This is a genomic window from Streptomyces sp. NPDC102402 (assembly GCF_044765765.1).
GTDB lineage: Bacteria > Actinomycetota > Actinomycetes > Streptomycetales > Streptomycetaceae > Streptomyces.
Map to the genome: position 1 here is coordinate 1 of NZ_JBIWKR010000022.1, position 15,245 is coordinate 15,245.

The window sequence follows — 15,245 nt, forward strand, 5'->3', positions numbered from 1 at the left end:
GGCATGCACATCAGCGGTGTGCGCGAGTGCTTGGCCAGATAGCGCAGGTGCTCGCTCATCTCGTCCGGGCCCGTCGAGCAGTTCAGCCCGATCAGGTCGATGCCCAGCGGCTCCAGGGCCGTCAGCGCGGCACCGATCTCCGAGCCGAGCAGCATGACGCCGGTCGTCTCGAAGGCGAGCGAGCAGATCAGCGGCACGTCGAAGCCCAGGGCGTCCATCGCCCGGCGCGCGCCGATGAGACTCGACTTGGTCTGCAGCAGGTCCTGCGTGGTCTCCACGATCAGGGCGTCCGCGCCGCCGGCGAGCAGGCCTTCCGCGTTCTGCTGGTAGCCGTCGCGGAGCACGTCGTACGCGATGTGGCCGAGCGAGGGCAGCTTGGTGCCGGGACCGATCGAGCCCAGCACCCACCGCTGACGGCCGTCCTTCGCGGTGAACTCGTCGGCGACCTCCCGGGCGATACGGGCACCCGACTCGGACAGCTCGACGATCCGGTCAGCGATCTCGTACTCGTTCGCCGCCGAGTGGTTCGCGCCGAAGGTGTTCGTCTCCACGCAGTCCACCCCGACCGCGAAGTACTCCTCGTGCACCGACCGGACGATGTCGGGCCGGGTGACGTTCAGGATCTCGTTGCAGCCCTCGAGGTTCTCGAAATCCTCCAGGGTGGGGTCCTGGGCCTGGAGCATGGTGCCCATCGCACCGTCGGCCACCACCACCCGGGTGGCGAGCGCCTCACGGAGCGCTGCGGCTCGGGTGGCGGGTCCGGTCATCGCAGGCCCCCCAGAACCGGGAGGACGCGTTGTGCGGACGGGCCGCCGTGGGCGATGTCCGCCGCCGCTCCGCCGCGCCGGACGCCGAGGTGGTCGGCCAGGGAGGAGAGCGGCACGTGCTGCTGCCGGTCGGGGAGGAGTCGGCCGCCGAAACGGCCGGGGAAGACCATGGGGTGGTCGGTGGCGATGGATCCGGTCACCGCGATGCGCACGAGGGCTCTCCTGTGAGGGGTCGGAAGACAGGCCGGGAAGGAGCGGGCGGAGCAGACAGGACCGGAACCGGCTCCGGGCCGTGTCCGGAAGATCCCGTCCGGTCGGACACGGCGCGGGCCTGCGGACGGGCCCGCGACGGGCCGGGCGCCCCGGGAGACGGTTCCGCGGGACGCCGGACGGGTGTGGCGTCAGGTGGCGGCAGGCGCTGCCACGGCCTTCTTGAGGGCGTCGACGCGGTCGGTGCGCTCCCAGGTGAAGTCGGGGAGTTCCCGGCCGAAGTGGCCGTAGGCGGCGGTCTGGGCGTAGATCGGACGGAGCAGGTCGAGGTCGCGGATGATCGCGGCCGGGCGGAGGTCGAAGACCTCACCGATGGCGTGCTCGATCTTCTCGGTCTCGACGGTGTTGGTGCCGAAGGTCTCGACGAAGAGGCCGACGGGCTCGGCCTTGCCGATCGCGTAGGCGACCTGGACCTCGCAGCGCGCGGCCAGACCCGCGGCGACGACGTTCTTGGCGACCCAGCGCATGGCGTAGGCGGCGGAGCGGTCGACCTTGGACGGGTCCTTGCCGGAGAAGGCGCCGCCGCCGTGGCGGGCCATGCCGCCGTAGGTGTCGATGATGATCTTGCGGCCGGTCAGGCCGGCGTCGCCCATCGGGCCGCCGGTCTCGAAGCGGCCCGTCGGATTCACCAGCAGGCGGTAGCCGTCGGTCTCCAGCTTGATGCCGTCGGCTGCCAGCGCGTCGAGCACGTACTCGACGACGTGCTCCCGGATGTCCGGGATGAGCAGGGCTTCCAGGTCGATGTCGCTCGCGTGCTGCGAGGAGACGACGACCGTGTCGAGGCGGACCGCCTTGTCGCCGTCGTACTCGATGGTGACCTGGGTCTTGCCGTCGGGGCGCAGGTACGGGACGGTCCCGTTCTTGCGGACCTCGCTCAGGCGGCGGGAGAGCCTGTGCGCGAGGTGGATCGGCAGCGGCATCAGCTCGGGGGTCTCGTCCGAGGCGTAACCGAACATCAGGCCCTGGTCACCAGCGCCCTGGCTGTCCAGCTCGTCCCCCTGGGTTCCCTCGACCCGCTTCTCGTACGCCGTGTCGACGCCCTGTGCGATGTCAGGCGACTGGGATCCGATGGACACCGACACGCCGCAGGAGGCTCCGTCGAAGCCCTTCTTCGAGGAGTCGTAACCGATCTCGAGGATCTTGTCCCGGACCAGCTGGGCGATCGGGACGTACGCCTTGGTGGTCACCTCCCCCGCGATGTGCACGAGGCCGGTCGTGATCATGGTCTCCACGGCGACCCGGGAGGCCGGGTCCTGGCTCAGCAGGGCGTCGAGGACGGTGTCGCTGATCTGGTCGGCGATCTTGTCCGGATGGCCCTCGGTCACGGACTCCGAGGTGAACAGACGGCGGGTCATGGCGAACTCCAGTCGGTAGGAAGAGGGCGGCCGTTCGGTTCCGGTGCGCCCGGCCGGCATACGTGGGTCATACGGTTCCTTCGGCCCCGCTCGCCGCCGCGTACGCGGCGGTGGCGGCGAGGACCGCCGCGAGCTCACGGGCCGCCGCGGCCTCGGCTCCGGTTCCTTCTCCGGCCGGGGATCCGGGGAGGGAGCCCGGCGCTGCGGACGCGGCCCCCGGGGTGCCGCCGATCGCGACGAGCGGGGGTGCCCAGCCATGGGCGGCGACGCGCTGCGCCACGCCGTACGCGAGAGCTCCCGCGCCCGAGTACCCGCCCAGCAGGACGGGTTCGCGGGCGGCCAGGGCCGGACCCAGGGCGGTCAGGCAGGCCGTGGCGTCGGCGGGTGCGGTGACGGTGACCAGTGTCTGGGGCCCGTCATGGCCACGGGCGAGCATGTCGTAACAGGTCTCCGGGAAGCCCGGGGGCGGGATCAGGAAGATCGTGCCCGCGCCCCGGGCCGCGCCCGGACGCAGCAGACGCAGGGAGGACGGCGGCCGGTGCGCCGTGCGGGGCACGGGGCAGCCCTCCAGGAGCCCGAGGGCTTCCTCCACGGTCGTGGACTCCTCTGCGGCGAGGGGAAGGCCGCGCAGGAGCCGGACCAGTTGGGCCAGGCACTCGGAGGCGTCGGCCTCCGCGATACGGGTCCGGTCGTGGACGACGGTCAGGACCAGGCCTCCCGCGTCGTCGTGGCGGGCGGCCAGGGTGAGGGGCACCCCCGTGTGCGCCCCGAAGACCTCCGGGGGTTCCACGCGCACGCCCTCGGCGGCCAGTTCCTTCCGGAGCCCGGCGGCCGGGTCGCAAAGCGCTCCGGAGCGCGCGGTCAGGAGGTCCAGGGGCTGGAAGGCGACGACGGACTCGGTGAGTTCGTCCTCGGCCGCCCGGTCCGACCAGTCGTGGACCTGCCCGGCGGAGATCCATTCGTACGCGGCGGTGTCGATGGCGCGGTCGGTCAGGGCGGCCAGCAGGTCGCGGACCCGGGTGCGGGGGCCGACGTCCACGGCGACGGGCAGCGGGTTGGCCAGGGCGCCCGGCATCCCCTCGACCCCGTCGAGGGCGATCCCGCGGCCGGACACGACCGCGGCGAAGGCCACCGGGGCGAGGACGGGGTGGGCGCGGTGCAGCAGCAGCGCCCAGGCGGCCTGGACGACGGTGCTCTCGGTGGCTCCGTGGCCGGCGGCCCAGTCGCGCAGCCGGACCGCCTCGTCCGGGGTCAGGCGCCGCCAGGCCCGGCCATGGCCCCGCTGGCGGGTGACGGTGCCGGAGGGCCTGGCGGGCAGGGTGAGCGCACCCGCCAGGGGTGCGGCACGGGACCAGAACGCGCGGGCGGGACCGAGGTCCTGCCCCTGTACCCAGCGGAGGTGGTCGCGTACGTCGGGGCGGCGCTCGCCGCCGCTGACGCGGCCACCGTCGAGGTAGGCGCGGTAGAAGGAGCGCAGCAGCAGGCTCATGCTGCGGGTGTCGATCAGGGCCTGGTGGTAGGTGACGAGGATCCGGGTGCCCGGGGCGCCGGCGCCCCGGGCGTCGTCGACGATCACGATGCGGAGCGGACCGCCGCACATCAGATCGAACTCGCGCAGCCGCTCGGTGGCGACCAGGGTGTTCCACTCCGGGGCCCCCTGGGAGCGGCGGACGATCTGCGGTGCCGCGGACGGGCGCACGACGATACGGGGCGGATGGTGCGGGGCGGGGCGGGCCAGGACCGCACGCAGCACGGCCTCGTGGTCGATGACGCTCTGCCAGGCCGCCCGGAACCGCTCGTGGTCGAGCGGACCGTGCCAGCTCCAGTGGACCTGCTCCACGTGGAGGCCGGTGCCGGGGTGGGTGAGGGAGCCGAGGAGGATGTCCTGCTGGCGGGGGGCGGCGGGGTGGCCGTGTGAAGGAGAGTACGGGCGGCGAGCGGCGGAGACCGGACGGCGCGTGGCGGGCCCGGCGGCCTCCGGGCCAGGGACACCGTCGCGGTGGCCCTCCGTCGGCACACCTACGTCCGCTGCCGTGCGGGGAAGGGCACCCGGCCCGGTCAGGAGGTCGGCCAGCCGACCCGCGTCGTAGGAGAGGGGCAGCCGCAGCGTGTGGTGGACCGGGGAGTGCCGGCGCAGCGCGGGCCGGGGCGGCGGGAACCGGTCGAACAGCGGCTCCAGTGCGGCGGGCGCCAGCGGGCCGTGCAGTTCCAGCGAGCTCGGCCGGCCGGGGGCGATGACCACCGTCACGGCCTGAGGTGCGGCCATCGTCATCGGTCCCTCCCGGGTCGGTGCGGGTCGGTGCGGTCGGTCCGGTGCGGCTCTGTACGGAATCGGCGGGGTGTCGGGACTGTCCACGGACACGCCACGCGGCACCGACACGCCGCTGACACGGCGGCTCCGGACCCGGTCACGGGACCGGCCGGCACGTCAGCCGGCGGCGAGCATCTCCTCGACGGCGCCCATGAACCCGTCGTCGAGCATCGTCTGGACCGTGGTGTCCGGACCGGTGTCCAGACCCGCGTCGTGGCAGGCCACACTGAGCAGGTAGCGGCCGAGCACCCGGTGGGTCCGGAAAGCCCATTCGCCACGCGCGGCCGCGCTCCCGTCGGGGGCCGTCAGGTCCCCGCTCTCCAGACCGAAGCCGAACTCCGTGAACCCAAGTCTCAGCCCCTGGCCCAGTGCCTTGGTGTAGGCCTCCTTGAGAGTCCACAGGCGCAGCAGTTCGGCGGCCTTGCGCTCGTCGGACAGACCTGCGAGCTCGGCCTGTTCGGCCGGGGTGCATATGTGGTCGTGGAGCAGTTCGAAGGACAGCCGCCGGCCGGCCGGCTCCACGTCGACACCGATGCGACCGGTGCGGCTGACCCCGACGGCGATCACCTCGTCCGTGTGGCTCAGGCTGACGTCGATCTGGTCGAAGCCCCGGATGTAGGGCCGTCCACCGATCTTGTACGCGAGGTCGAGTGCGGCGGGATCCGTCCGCAGCGCCGCGGCGGCCGTGTACTTGACCACCATCCGCGAGGTGACGAAACGGTACCGGACCGCGGCGTCCTCGGTTCGCCGGTAGCGCGCCCAGTCGCGGCCCAGCAGGGGCCGCAGCTCCGAAGTGGTCAGGGCCGCCGTCAGCCACTCCCCCCAGGTCGCGTACACCACGGCGCTGCCGAGTACTTCCAGGTCCCCGCGCACCGCCTCCCAGGGGCTCTCGGGTCCGGTGACGTGGATGGGGGACGGGACTCCTCGCCCGCCCGGGGCGCTGTGCTGTTCCGGCACGGTTCCTGCCCTCCTCTGCGGCTGCGGGGGGTGTGCCGCCCGTTCGGGGGCGGGGTCAGGGCTTCGCGGTGTGCGGGTCGCACGGCTCACCAGGCGGACGACGTGCCGTCGAGGTCGTAGCTGCGGCCGGTGCGGTGGCGTCCGAGGACCTCGGCGAGCAGTTCCTCCGCGCAGCCCGCGGGCGGCTCGGGCACGGTGATGCCCAGCCGTCCGGCCAGCCGGGTCAGGGCGAGGACCGCCCAGGCGGGATCGGCGAGGAAGGGGTCGGTGCCGTCCTGCCCCTCCCAGACCCCGAGGACCGCGGCGGCGGCCAGGACCAGTGCGTACCGGTCGCTGAGGACGACGACCGCGGGGTCGCGGAGGCCGGCGCCCCCGGTGGGCAGCGCGGCGCAGGCCGTACGCAGCGCCCGGAGTTCTCCGACGAACCCCTCGGCCAGTTCGCCGAGTGCGGCGACGGCGCCGCCGGAGGCACGGTGCGCGGAGAGCCGGTCCGCGCAGGCCACGAGGGAAGCCGGCAGGAAATCGTCGCCACCGGCGAAGCCGAGCAGCCGGTAGTCGAGGTCCGGCAGGCCGGCGCCCGGACGGAAGACCTCGGCCGGGGGCTCCTCGGCCCGGAACCAGGAGCGTTCGGCGAGGGTGCGCAACTGGGGGACGATGACGGCCTGGCAGGCGGCGGTGCCGGCGTGGCCGAGCCCGGCGACGGGCAGATCGCGGACGATCTTCTCCAGGGCACCGTACTGCGGGCTGCCGTGCTCGTAGCCGTGGGCGCCGAGCACGGAGGCGAGCTCCTCCAGGTCCTCACGCAGCAGGTCGCACACGACGTACTTGACCGCGGCGGCCAGCACGTGGGTGCGCTCGGGCAGCAGGCTCAGGGAGCGCAGTGCGACGGTGGCCATGGCGTCGCAGGCCAGCAGATCGGCGAAGACCCCGGTGAGGGGCTTGTGCCAGCGCCGGGCCACGGGTGCGCTGCGGCCGGTGGTGACCGCGCGGACGGCCGAGTGCAGCACGGTGTCGACGGCGGAGACCGCGACGGCGGGGATGAGGCAGCGGTTGACCTGGAAGGTGCGCAGTGCGAGGGAGACGCCTTCGCCGGGCCTGCCGACCATGGCGTCCTCGGGTGCGGGGCAGGCTGTGAACTCCAGCCCGGAGAAGAGGCCGCCGCGCATGCCGGGGGTGTGCACGCGGGGCAGGTGCCGCACCGCGCCCTCGGGCAGGTCGCCGGGGCGCAGCAGGAAGACGGAGTGGCTGCGCGGCCCGCGCTCGGGCGCGGTGCGGGCGTAGACGACGTACGCGCCGGAGCGGGCGGCGTTCATGACGACGTCCTTGCGCCCGCTGAGCGTATGGCCGCCGCCGGGTACGGAGCGGGCCGTGAACTCGTCGCGCAGGATGGCGTTCGCGTGGGCGAGTTCGTGGTGGACGATCGAGGCCCGGCCGCCACCGAGCAGGAGATCGGCGGTCTCCTGGCGCCGGCGGGGGCTGCCGGCGGCCCAGACGGCGGCGGTGGCGAACAGCGAGGTGATGCCGAAGCCGAAGCCGAGGGCGATGTCGCGGCGGAACACCGGGCGCAACACCTTCGCGAGCAGGTCGGCCCGGGTCAGGCGGCCCCCGAGGGCGGCGGGTACGAACTCGGCGCCGAGCCCGTTCTCGGTGAGGAGCCGCTCGGTGGCGGCGGGGGGCCGGCGAAGGTCGTCCGCGGCGATGAGGGCGGCGATGCCGTGCGGATTGGCGGGCCGCAGCGGATCTCCGAGGAGGGATTCGAGCCGCGCGGCCCGCCCCAGCGCCCGCGCCTCGGGCGCGGGCGTTCCGGCGGACGGCGGCAGCATGTCGGGCGTCATCGTCATGGGCTGCCGGTCACTGTCCCGGGCACAGCGTGCGAACGGCGGATTCCGCGTGCCGACGGGCGAGCCGGAGGGTGGCCGCGCCGGCGGCGCCCAGGGTGTCGCGTACGTACCGCCGGGCCTGGGCCAGGTCGGCGCCGCGGCCCAGGACGGACTCGACGGCCTCCTCCCGCAGCAGGACGCTGTGGGTGACGGCGGCAGTGACGCCGTTCTCGTCCGGGGTCACGGACCACTCGCCACGGTGGGCGGCCAGCAGAGGCGAGGCAAGGGTCTCCTTGAAGGCGATGTGGCCCGCGTGGGGGAAGCAGACCCGGACGGACTCGGTGGTCCGGGCCGGGGCGCCGGGGGTGCGGGTGTCCATGGTGACGACCTGGATGCCCGGCCGGTCCTCGCGCACGTCGGCACGGACGACGTGGGCCAGGTGCTCCGGCCAGTCCTGGACGTCGTACAGGAACTGGTAGACGAGTTCGGCGGGTCCCTGGACGCGCACCGACTCCTCGACGGTCAGCTGGAGTTCGTCGAGCCGGGTCCACAGCTCGGCCGTCTCCTTCAGCCGGGCGAGCTGGGCTCGGCTGTTCTCGGAGGTGGCCCGGGTCAGCCACTCGGTGCCGGCGAGGTCGTCGCCCACCACCGTGAAGCAGTGCGACAACGTGATCCGCGAGCGGTCACCGCCCAGGTCCTCGACGACCCAGCGGCCGCCCATGTTCGCGGCGGGTGCCGCCGCGACCTCCTGGTGGAAGTCGATCGTGCGGTTCGCCGCGTCCAGGTGCCTGCGGGAGATCCACGAGGTGACGGAGCCGTTGGCCGTCACCCACATGCGGAACCGGTCGTGGATCCCGTCGAAGTCCAGCCGCTCGACGTGAACGGCCGGTGGAACAAGGAGCGGCCACCGCGTGGTGTCCGCGATCAGTCCGTACAGCACGCCCGCAGGCGCGGCCACATCCACTGTGTACGACGTGCGACGCACTCGCTCGTCCGGCATCGGCCCACACCTCTCTCGTCCTGGCATCCGACTCTGTCCCGCTCCGCCGGAGGATCGCTCGACGAACCCTCGATCCTTCGTCCAGGACGCGTCCGGGCACTCTGGACGGGTCCGGAGCCCACACCCACGCCCGGCCGCGCCGGACGGGAACTGCCGGGTCCGGGCAGGAAGTGCCGGGTCCGGACGGGACACGCGGGAACGGACCCACGTCCGTGCGGAGGCTGCGGCGCGGGTCCGCGGTCAGGCCGGCGACCGCGGTGGGGCACGGCGTACTCGGCGTGCTCTCGGTACTCTCTTGAGGACCTGTGGACAACGGCTCGGACCACGGACGGCGGAAGCTGGCCGTGACGGCCGCCCCGGTGAATGCTGGACGCGACGGCCGAGTGGGAAGGGTGGAGGGATGAGCGAACGCCCGGTTGAGGGCAGCTGGTTCAGAAGGTTCCAGCCCGCCCCGCAGGCCCCGGTCCGGCTGGTGTGCCTGCCGCACGGGGGCGGTTCCGCCGGGTTCTTCCTCCCGACGGCGCGTGCGCTCGCCCCCGCGGTGGACGTGCTGGCCGTCCAGTACCCGGGCCGTCAGGACCGGCGCGGCGAGGAGCCGGTGACGGACCTCCAGGTGCTCGCCGACCGGATCGCCGCGGGCCTGGCCCCGTACCGCGACCGGCCGCTGGCCCTCTTCGGGCACAGCATGGGCGCCACCATCGGCTTCGAGGTGGCCTGCCGGCTGGAGGCGGCCGGCGAGGTGCCGGCGGTCCTGTTCGCCTCGGGAAGCACGGCGCCGTCGATCCCGTTCGAGGGCGGCCTCGGTTCGGCCGGGGACGAGCGGCTGCTGGCAGAACTGAGAGCGCTCGGCGGTACGGACGCCTCACTGATGGAGGATCCCGACCTGCTCGCCATGGCCCTGCCGGCGCTGCGCGCCGACTACCGGGCGGTGGAGACGTACGTGTACCGGCCGCGGCCCGCGCTGACCTGCCCGGTCGTCGCGCTGACCGGGGACCGGGACCCGGTGGCCGGCATCGAGGGCGTGCTGGCCTGGGAGGACCACACCACCGGCCCGTTCACCGCCCAGGTGTTCCCCGGCGGACACTTCTTTCTGACGGACCATCCCGGGGATGTGCTCGCGACGGTCGTCGCACACCTCGGGCGCGGCCCACGGCCGCAGGTGCCGGGCGCGGGGCAGGCCGCGTTCACGCAGCCTGCCGCCGCCCTTCCTCCGCGTACCGCCTGACCTGCTCCATCACCGCGGCACTGCGCCGGCCCAGATTCCGCCGGACGCGCCGGCGGGCCGTCTCGAAGGTGGCGTCGGGACCGAAGAGTCCGGTCACGGGCCCGGTCCGGAGCACGACCCCGTGCCGGGAGGTGAGGACGGTGGTGCCCGCGCCGCCGTCGGCGACCGTCCAGACCCCGGTGTGGACGGCCAGCGGGACGGGGGTCCGCAGTTGCTTGTGGACGATGAGCCCGCGACCGGGCAGGCGGATCCGTACGGAGCCGGGCGGGACGGCCCTGACACGGTACGGGCGACTGCCGGGGCTCTCCAGCAGGTCGTACACCTGCTGCGGCGGGGCGTCGATGCGCACCGAGTCCTCGAAGCAGAGGACCAGTTCGTCGAGGCGGGCCCAGTTCGCGGCCAGCCGGGCCAGATGACCGGTCTCCTCGCGGAGGGCGGCCACGGCACCGTCCCATGCGGCGACGGCCTCCGGCGAGCGGCTCCCGGCCGGTGCGGGGGCGTCCACCTCCAGGGTCAGCCGGGCACGTTCGGCACCCAGCGCCTCGACGGTCCAGCTGCCCGACGGGGTGCGGCCCGGGTCCGCCGGGTCCTCCCCGCAGAAGGCGATCCGGCGCAGGGCGGTGTCCAGGACGCGCCGCAGGGTGCGCGAACGGGGGACGCCGCCGGTCGTGTCCCACCTGCGCAGCCGCTCGCCGGCCCCGCCGGACGCGAGGCGTTCGACGTAGACCGTGTCGGGCACGTACAGGGGCCACTGCACCGCGTCGGCGAGCAGTCCGTACACCAGCCCGGCGGGAGCCTCGACCTCGGTCCGGTGCACCGTGCCGTGCACCCGCGGGAGTCCGGTCATCCGCGGCTCCCCGGCTGCGGGACGGGCCCGCGGAGGGCGGTAGCCGTCGGCCCTCCCGGATCCGGGAGGAGGGCAGAGCCAAGCCGGGGCGCGGTACGGGGCCCGGGTCCGGTGCGCGGGCCCGCGGCCGTACCGGTGGGGGCGTCCGCGCGGGCGAGAACGGCGGCGTCGGCGGGGGCGTCCATGCGGGCGAGAACGGCGGCGTCGGTGAGGGCTGCCGCGCGGGCGAGGACGGCGGCCCTGCCCAGCGGGGCCAGGGCCCGCTCCAGGGCGGCCGTGGTCAGCTCCGCGCCGCCCGAGGCGGTGTAGCCGTCGGGCCTGATCAGCACCCACGCGCCCGGGGCCAGGCCCAGGGTCGCGCGCAGCCGCCCGCCCGGGTCGGGGAGCTGCCCGGGGGCACCGGCCGGGCCGCCGAGGGTCCGTACGGACAGCCAGGAGGAGAAGGCCTCGCGGACCGCCCGGGCCGTCCGCCGGGCCCGTGGCGGGCCGTCGGCTGCGACCAGGAGCGTCCAGCGGACGTCCCGCAGTTCGTCACGGAGGGCGTCCGCTCCGGGGCTGCCGGGGTGGCGGGCCGCCGCGGCGGCGGCCCGGGTGCCGGGCTCCAGGGTCCCGCCGCCGGACTGCTGAGTGGTGAGGGTGCTCTCGGGATAGCCGAGCCGGAGTCCGGAGATCGAGCCGAGGACCTTGCGCTGGATGGCTCGGCGCAGCGGGGCGATGTTGCGTACGAAGGTGAAGACGACCGGCAGCATGAACCCGGCCACGGTGTTCTTGAACTGGACCAGGAAGGTGGCCTTGCGGGTGGAGCCGAGCAGGGCCTCACCGACGGGCACGCGCTCCTCGCTGTAGGTGTGGAGGAGTTCGCGCCCGGCCTCGCCGCGGTCGGCCATGGCGAGCTTCCAGGCGAGGTTGTAGGCCTCCTGGACACCGGTGTTCATGCCCTGGCCCGAGGCGGGGCTGTGTACGTGGGCGGCGTCCCCGCAGACGAAGACGCGGCCGTCGTGCATGCGGGGCACCATGCGCTGCTGGAAGGTGAAGACGGAGGTCCACTCGGGCTCGCCCACCCGGACCTCGCGGCCGAGGCCGGTACCGAGCTTCGCGCCGAAGCGCTCGGCCACGGACGCGGTGGCGGCGCCCCCGCCGGGCTTCGTGCCGGTGGTACCGGGGGCGGTGTCGAGGAGCCGCCAGTGCCCCTCACGGCTGTACGGCACCATCATCAGGGCCTGGCGGCCGGTGTGGACCCAGTAGATGGTGTCCTGCGGAAGGTCCGCGGTGACGGGTGCGTCGGCGAGCTCCCAGGTCTCGCTGGACTCCCCGATCAGCGGCAGCCGCAACTGCTTGCGCACGGTACTGTGCCCGCCGTCGCAGCCGACCAGCCAGCCGGCCGTGTACTCCTCGGTGCTGCCGTCGGTGTGTTCGAGCCTGGCGCGGACACCGTCGTGCTCCTGTTCCAGCGAGGTGAGCCGGGTCCCCCACTCGACCCGGACGCCGAGCCGGCCGACGGCCTCGCGCAGCAGGGCCTCGGTGCGGGTCTGCTCCAGGATGACGCTGTACGGGTAACGGGTGGGCATCGAGGAGTAGTCCGCTTCGAGCCGGACGAGCCGGGTGCCGCGCGCGAACATCGTGAACGCACGGTTCTGCCGGCCGGCGGCGACGAACGGGGCCGCGATGCCCATCTGGTCGAAGGTCTCCAGGGTGCGCGGGTGCACGGCGACTGCGCGGCTGGTGACGGCGGGGCCCGGAGCCCCGTCGATCAGCCGTACCCGCAGACCCCGGCGTGCGAGTTCGTGCGCGGCGGTGAGGCCCACCGGACCAGCACCGACGACCAGGACATGGGAGGTCACGGGCATTTCTCCTCTCGGGCGACGACGGCCTCGGCCGCTGCGCGGTTGCGGATGTCACGGCGGGAGCGCGGCGTTCCGGCTTGCCGGAGGGGTGCGCGTACGACGCCGGGTCCGGACGGCCCGGCCGGGCCGCTCGGACCGATCGGCCCCGATCAGTTCCGGTCGGGACCGGTCCGGCGTCCCCACTGTCCACAGAACCGCTTGAGGAATCTTCGAACAGCTCTCGATCCGCGCTACGGATACTGGCCGGACACGCTGGACCGCAGGGACCGGACGGGTCCGGAAGCGTTCGACGACTCTCGAGGAGCGGCATGAGCCTGTACACCACCCACCCCGAGCCGGCCTTCGCACCCGCGGTGTCCGCGCCGACCGCCGATCCGTACATCGAAGTGAGCCGGTTCTACGCCCAGCAGGCCGAACTCCTGGACGACCTGCGGCCCGACGCCTTCGCGGAAGCCTTCGCGGAGACCTTCACGGAGGACGGGGTGCTGTCCCCGTCCCCGCTGAGGAAGAAATCGGTGGGACGCGGGGAGATCGCCCTGTCCCTTCGCGCCGCGCACCACAATCGCTTCGGGAACCAGCCGGTCCGGCGCCGGCACTGGTTCAGCATGCTCCAGGTGCACGAGCAGCCCGACGGCACGCTGCGCACGCGCTTCTCCTCGATGGTGTGGGTGACGCGGCCGTGGAACCCCGCGTCGGAGCCGGGCACGAGTGCGGTCGTGGAGGACGTCCTCGTGCGCGCCGGAGACCGGCTGCTGGTGCGGGAGCGCCGCATCACCCCTGACCACCTGTCGTTCTGACCACCGGGCCCGTCCGGCGCCCGTGGCCGGAACGCGCCGGGAGGACGTCGTACCGCAGACCCGGTGCGACGTCCTCCCGGCGCGTTCCGGCCACTCCCGTGCGGTCGTCATCGAGTTGCGGCGGGCCTCCGAGCACCCACACCGATTCCCTCGGCGCCGATCGGTCCGTGGGCCGGGCGGGGTGCGGGTGCGGGTGCGGGCGGAGTGCGGGCGGGGTGCGGGTGCGGGTGCGGATGCGGGTGCTGTCGGGGAACAGGACGAGCCCGGCGTGCGCCACGAAGTCGTCGAGGAGGGTCGGCTGCCGCAGCCCGGTGAGCTGTTCGTCCGGCAGGCCCGCGGACCGCTGGCCTCCGTCAGCCGTCCGTCCGCAACCGGCCGTCGCGCCGCAGGACACGGGCCGCACGGCCGATCAGCCGGGGCAGTTCGCGGTCCCGTACGAAGAAGTGGCCGCCGGGCACGGTGCGTCGGACGAACCGTCCGGTGGTCCACCGGGACCAGCCGGCGAGGTCCTCCGCCGTGGCCAGGACGTCCTCGGATCCGGCGACGGCGAGCAGCGGAACGGGCAGGGGCCCGGCGGCGGAGGGAATCAGCGCGGCGGCGCGCAGGTCCGCGGCGAGCCGCAGATCGTCGCGGAGCACGGGCAGTACCTTGCGGTGCCACAGGTCGCCGGGCACGGCTCCGGGCGGCGCGGCGCCGAAGGAGTCCAGAAGACGGACGAGTTCCTCGTCGGGGGCGTCAGCGGCCCCGGACAGCCCCAGGGGCGCGCGGGGCGGCGGGCACGCTCCGACGGCCAGCAGCGCGGGCAGCGGCGCCCCGGCCTCGTGCAGGGCGCGGGCGAGCGTGTAGGCGATCATGCCGCCCAGGCTGTGCCCGTAGAGGAGGTACGGTCCGGACGGCGGGTCGTCGAGGAGCGCGCGCATGTCGTCGAGGAGCGCGGCGCGTCCGGTGACCCGGGGCTCGCGCCGGCGCCCGTCGCGGCCGGGCAGCAGCCAGGGCCGCGGCTCGAGAGCACCGCCGCTCAGCTGCCGCCACTGCCGGAAGGAACTCACCCCGGCTCCCGCGTGTGCGAGGCACACCAGTCGCACGGCCATGCCGGTCCTCCCGCGGTCGTCGGTCCTCGCCCGGACCTTCGCGCACCGTGCTCGAGATCCGCTCGAACCCGGCGCGCGCCGCGGGCGGCCGGGCTACGCCGCGTAGAAGTCGAACGTGGAGCTGCGGCGCGGTCCGGAAGCCAGGTCCAGAGCGGGGTCGACCATGAGTATCGCCCGGTGCAGCCGCTGGAGCTGCGGTGACGGTTCGACACCGAGGTCGTCGATGAGCCGGGCGCGCAGGCGCCGGTAGACGTCGAGGGCGGTCGCCTGGCGGCCGGAGCGGTAGAGCGCCACCATGGCCTGCGAGTGCAGACCCTCGTGCTGCGGGTGACGTGCGATCAGCTCGGCCAGTTCGACGATGAGTTCGGCGTGCCGGCCCAGGCGGAGGTCCGCGTCGATCCGGCGCTCCACGGTCACCAGCCGGCTCTCCTCGAGCCGCATGACCTCGATCTCCAGGATCGGGCCGACACGCACGTCGACCAGCGCCGGGCCCTGCCACAGGGCGAGCGCCGTGCGCAGCAGGCCGGCGGCCTGCTCGTCCTGGCCCTCCTCGAAGGCTCTCTGCCCCTTGCCGACCAGCCCTTCGTACTCGTGCACGTCGACCGCCTCGGGGGCGATCTGCATCAGGTAGCCGCCGTGGCGGGTGGCGAGTACCTCCTTGGCCCCTCCAGGGGCACCTGGCCCCATCGCCGTGCCCAGCCGCCGACGCAGCTGCAGGATGTACGTCTGCAAGGTGGTGAGGGCGCTCTGCGGGAGCTCGGTCCCCCAGATCTCCTCCATGAGCGTCGGTACGGGAATGACCCTTCCCGGGTACAGCGCGAGAAGAGCCAGGATCTGGCGCGGCTTCCCTGCGGTCGGAACAATCGAGCCCCCGTTGACCTCGGCACTCAACGGACCCAGAACCTGAATCCTCACGGTTTCCTCCGTACGTGGTCGAGTTCGCATCGATTTTCAGCCTTCG

General features: G+C 73.9%; 12 protein-coding genes and 1 pseudogene. 2 read left to right on the plus strand and 11 right to left on the minus strand.

Annotated features, from left to right (window positions below; genetic code table 11):
• The 7 genes and pseudogenes from ACIRJR_RS34435 to ACIRJR_RS34465 all read right to left on the minus strand — a co-directional run.
• Window positions 1–767: homocysteine S-methyltransferase family protein (locus ACIRJR_RS34435; protein ID WP_403788237.1), on the minus strand; the 767-nt coding region annotated here is incomplete at its 3' end.
• Between the two features lie 44 nt (window positions 768–811).
• A pseudogene (locus tag ACIRJR_RS34440) lies at window positions 812–979 on the minus strand (carbohydrate kinase family protein); the annotation flags it as partial.
• A gap of 189 nt (window positions 980–1,168) precedes the next feature.
• A complete protein-coding gene (gene metK, locus ACIRJR_RS34445; protein ID WP_403788239.1) occupies window positions 1,169–2,392 on the minus strand; it encodes a methionine adenosyltransferase in 1,224 nt (407 codons plus the stop codon).
• 67 nt (window positions 2,393–2,459) lie between these two features.
• Entirely contained in the window at window positions 2,460–4,664 is a 2,205-nt protein-coding gene (locus ACIRJR_RS34450) for a condensation domain-containing protein (RefSeq protein ID WP_403788241.1), read from the minus strand.
• A gap of 156 nt (window positions 4,665–4,820) precedes the next feature.
• Window positions 4,821–5,660 carry a 4'-phosphopantetheinyl transferase family protein gene (locus ACIRJR_RS34455; protein WP_403788243.1) on the minus strand — a complete coding sequence of 280 codons (840 nt, stop codon included), beginning with the start codon at window positions 5,658–5,660 and terminating at the stop codon, window positions 4,821–4,823.
• A gap of 86 nt (window positions 5,661–5,746) precedes the next feature.
• Window positions 5,747–7,501, minus strand: a complete 1,755-nt coding sequence (locus ACIRJR_RS34460; RefSeq protein WP_403788245.1) for an acyl-CoA dehydrogenase — start codon at window positions 7,499–7,501, stop codon at window positions 5,747–5,749.
• Window positions 7,502–7,511: 10 nt separating this feature from the next.
• Window positions 7,512–8,480, minus strand: a complete 969-nt coding sequence (locus tag ACIRJR_RS34465) for an aromatase/cyclase (RefSeq protein WP_403788247.1) — start codon at window positions 8,478–8,480, stop codon at window positions 7,512–7,514.
• 400 nt (window positions 8,481–8,880) lie between these two features.
• Here ACIRJR_RS34465 and ACIRJR_RS34470 point away from each other — a divergent pair, with 400 nt between their 5' ends.
• Window positions 8,881–9,705 carry a thioesterase II family protein gene (locus tag ACIRJR_RS34470; RefSeq protein ID WP_403788249.1) on the plus strand — a complete coding sequence of 275 codons (825 nt, stop codon included), beginning with the start codon at window positions 8,881–8,883 and terminating at the stop codon, window positions 9,703–9,705.
• Here the strand turns inward: ACIRJR_RS34470 and ACIRJR_RS34475 are convergent.
• Together ACIRJR_RS34475 and ACIRJR_RS34480 are read right to left on the minus strand one after the other, a co-directional pair.
• Window positions 9,665–10,552: an SRPBCC family protein gene (locus tag ACIRJR_RS34475; RefSeq protein WP_403788251.1), complete on the minus strand. Its 888-nt coding sequence runs from the start codon at window positions 10,550–10,552 to the stop codon at window positions 9,665–9,667. The two genes, ACIRJR_RS34470 and ACIRJR_RS34475, sit on opposite strands and share 41 nt — an antisense overlap.
• Window positions 10,549–12,399 (minus strand): FAD-dependent oxidoreductase, encoded by a 1,851-nt coding sequence (locus ACIRJR_RS34480; RefSeq protein WP_403788253.1) that lies wholly within the window; start codon window positions 12,397–12,399, stop codon window positions 10,549–10,551. Before ACIRJR_RS34480 ends, ACIRJR_RS34475 begins: the two co-directional genes overlap by 4 nt.
• Window positions 12,400–12,704: 305 nt before the next feature.
• Between ACIRJR_RS34480 and ACIRJR_RS34485 the strand changes: the two genes are divergently transcribed.
• Window positions 12,705–13,193 carry a nuclear transport factor 2 family protein gene (locus ACIRJR_RS34485; RefSeq protein WP_403788255.1) on the plus strand — a complete coding sequence of 163 codons (489 nt, stop codon included), beginning with the start codon at window positions 12,705–12,707 and terminating at the stop codon, window positions 13,191–13,193.
• A gap of 353 nt (window positions 13,194–13,546) precedes the next feature.
• Here the strand turns inward: ACIRJR_RS34485 and ACIRJR_RS34490 are convergent, their stop codons facing one another.
• Window positions 13,547–14,284: a thioesterase II family protein gene (locus tag ACIRJR_RS34490; protein WP_403788257.1), complete on the minus strand. Its 738-nt coding sequence runs from the start codon at window positions 14,282–14,284 to the stop codon at window positions 13,547–13,549.
• Window positions 14,285–14,377: 93 nt separating this feature from the next.
• Entirely contained in the window at window positions 14,378–15,199 is an 822-nt protein-coding gene (locus ACIRJR_RS34495; protein WP_403788259.1) for a BTAD domain-containing putative transcriptional regulator, read from the minus strand.
• Window positions 15,200–15,245 lie beyond the last annotated feature (46 nt).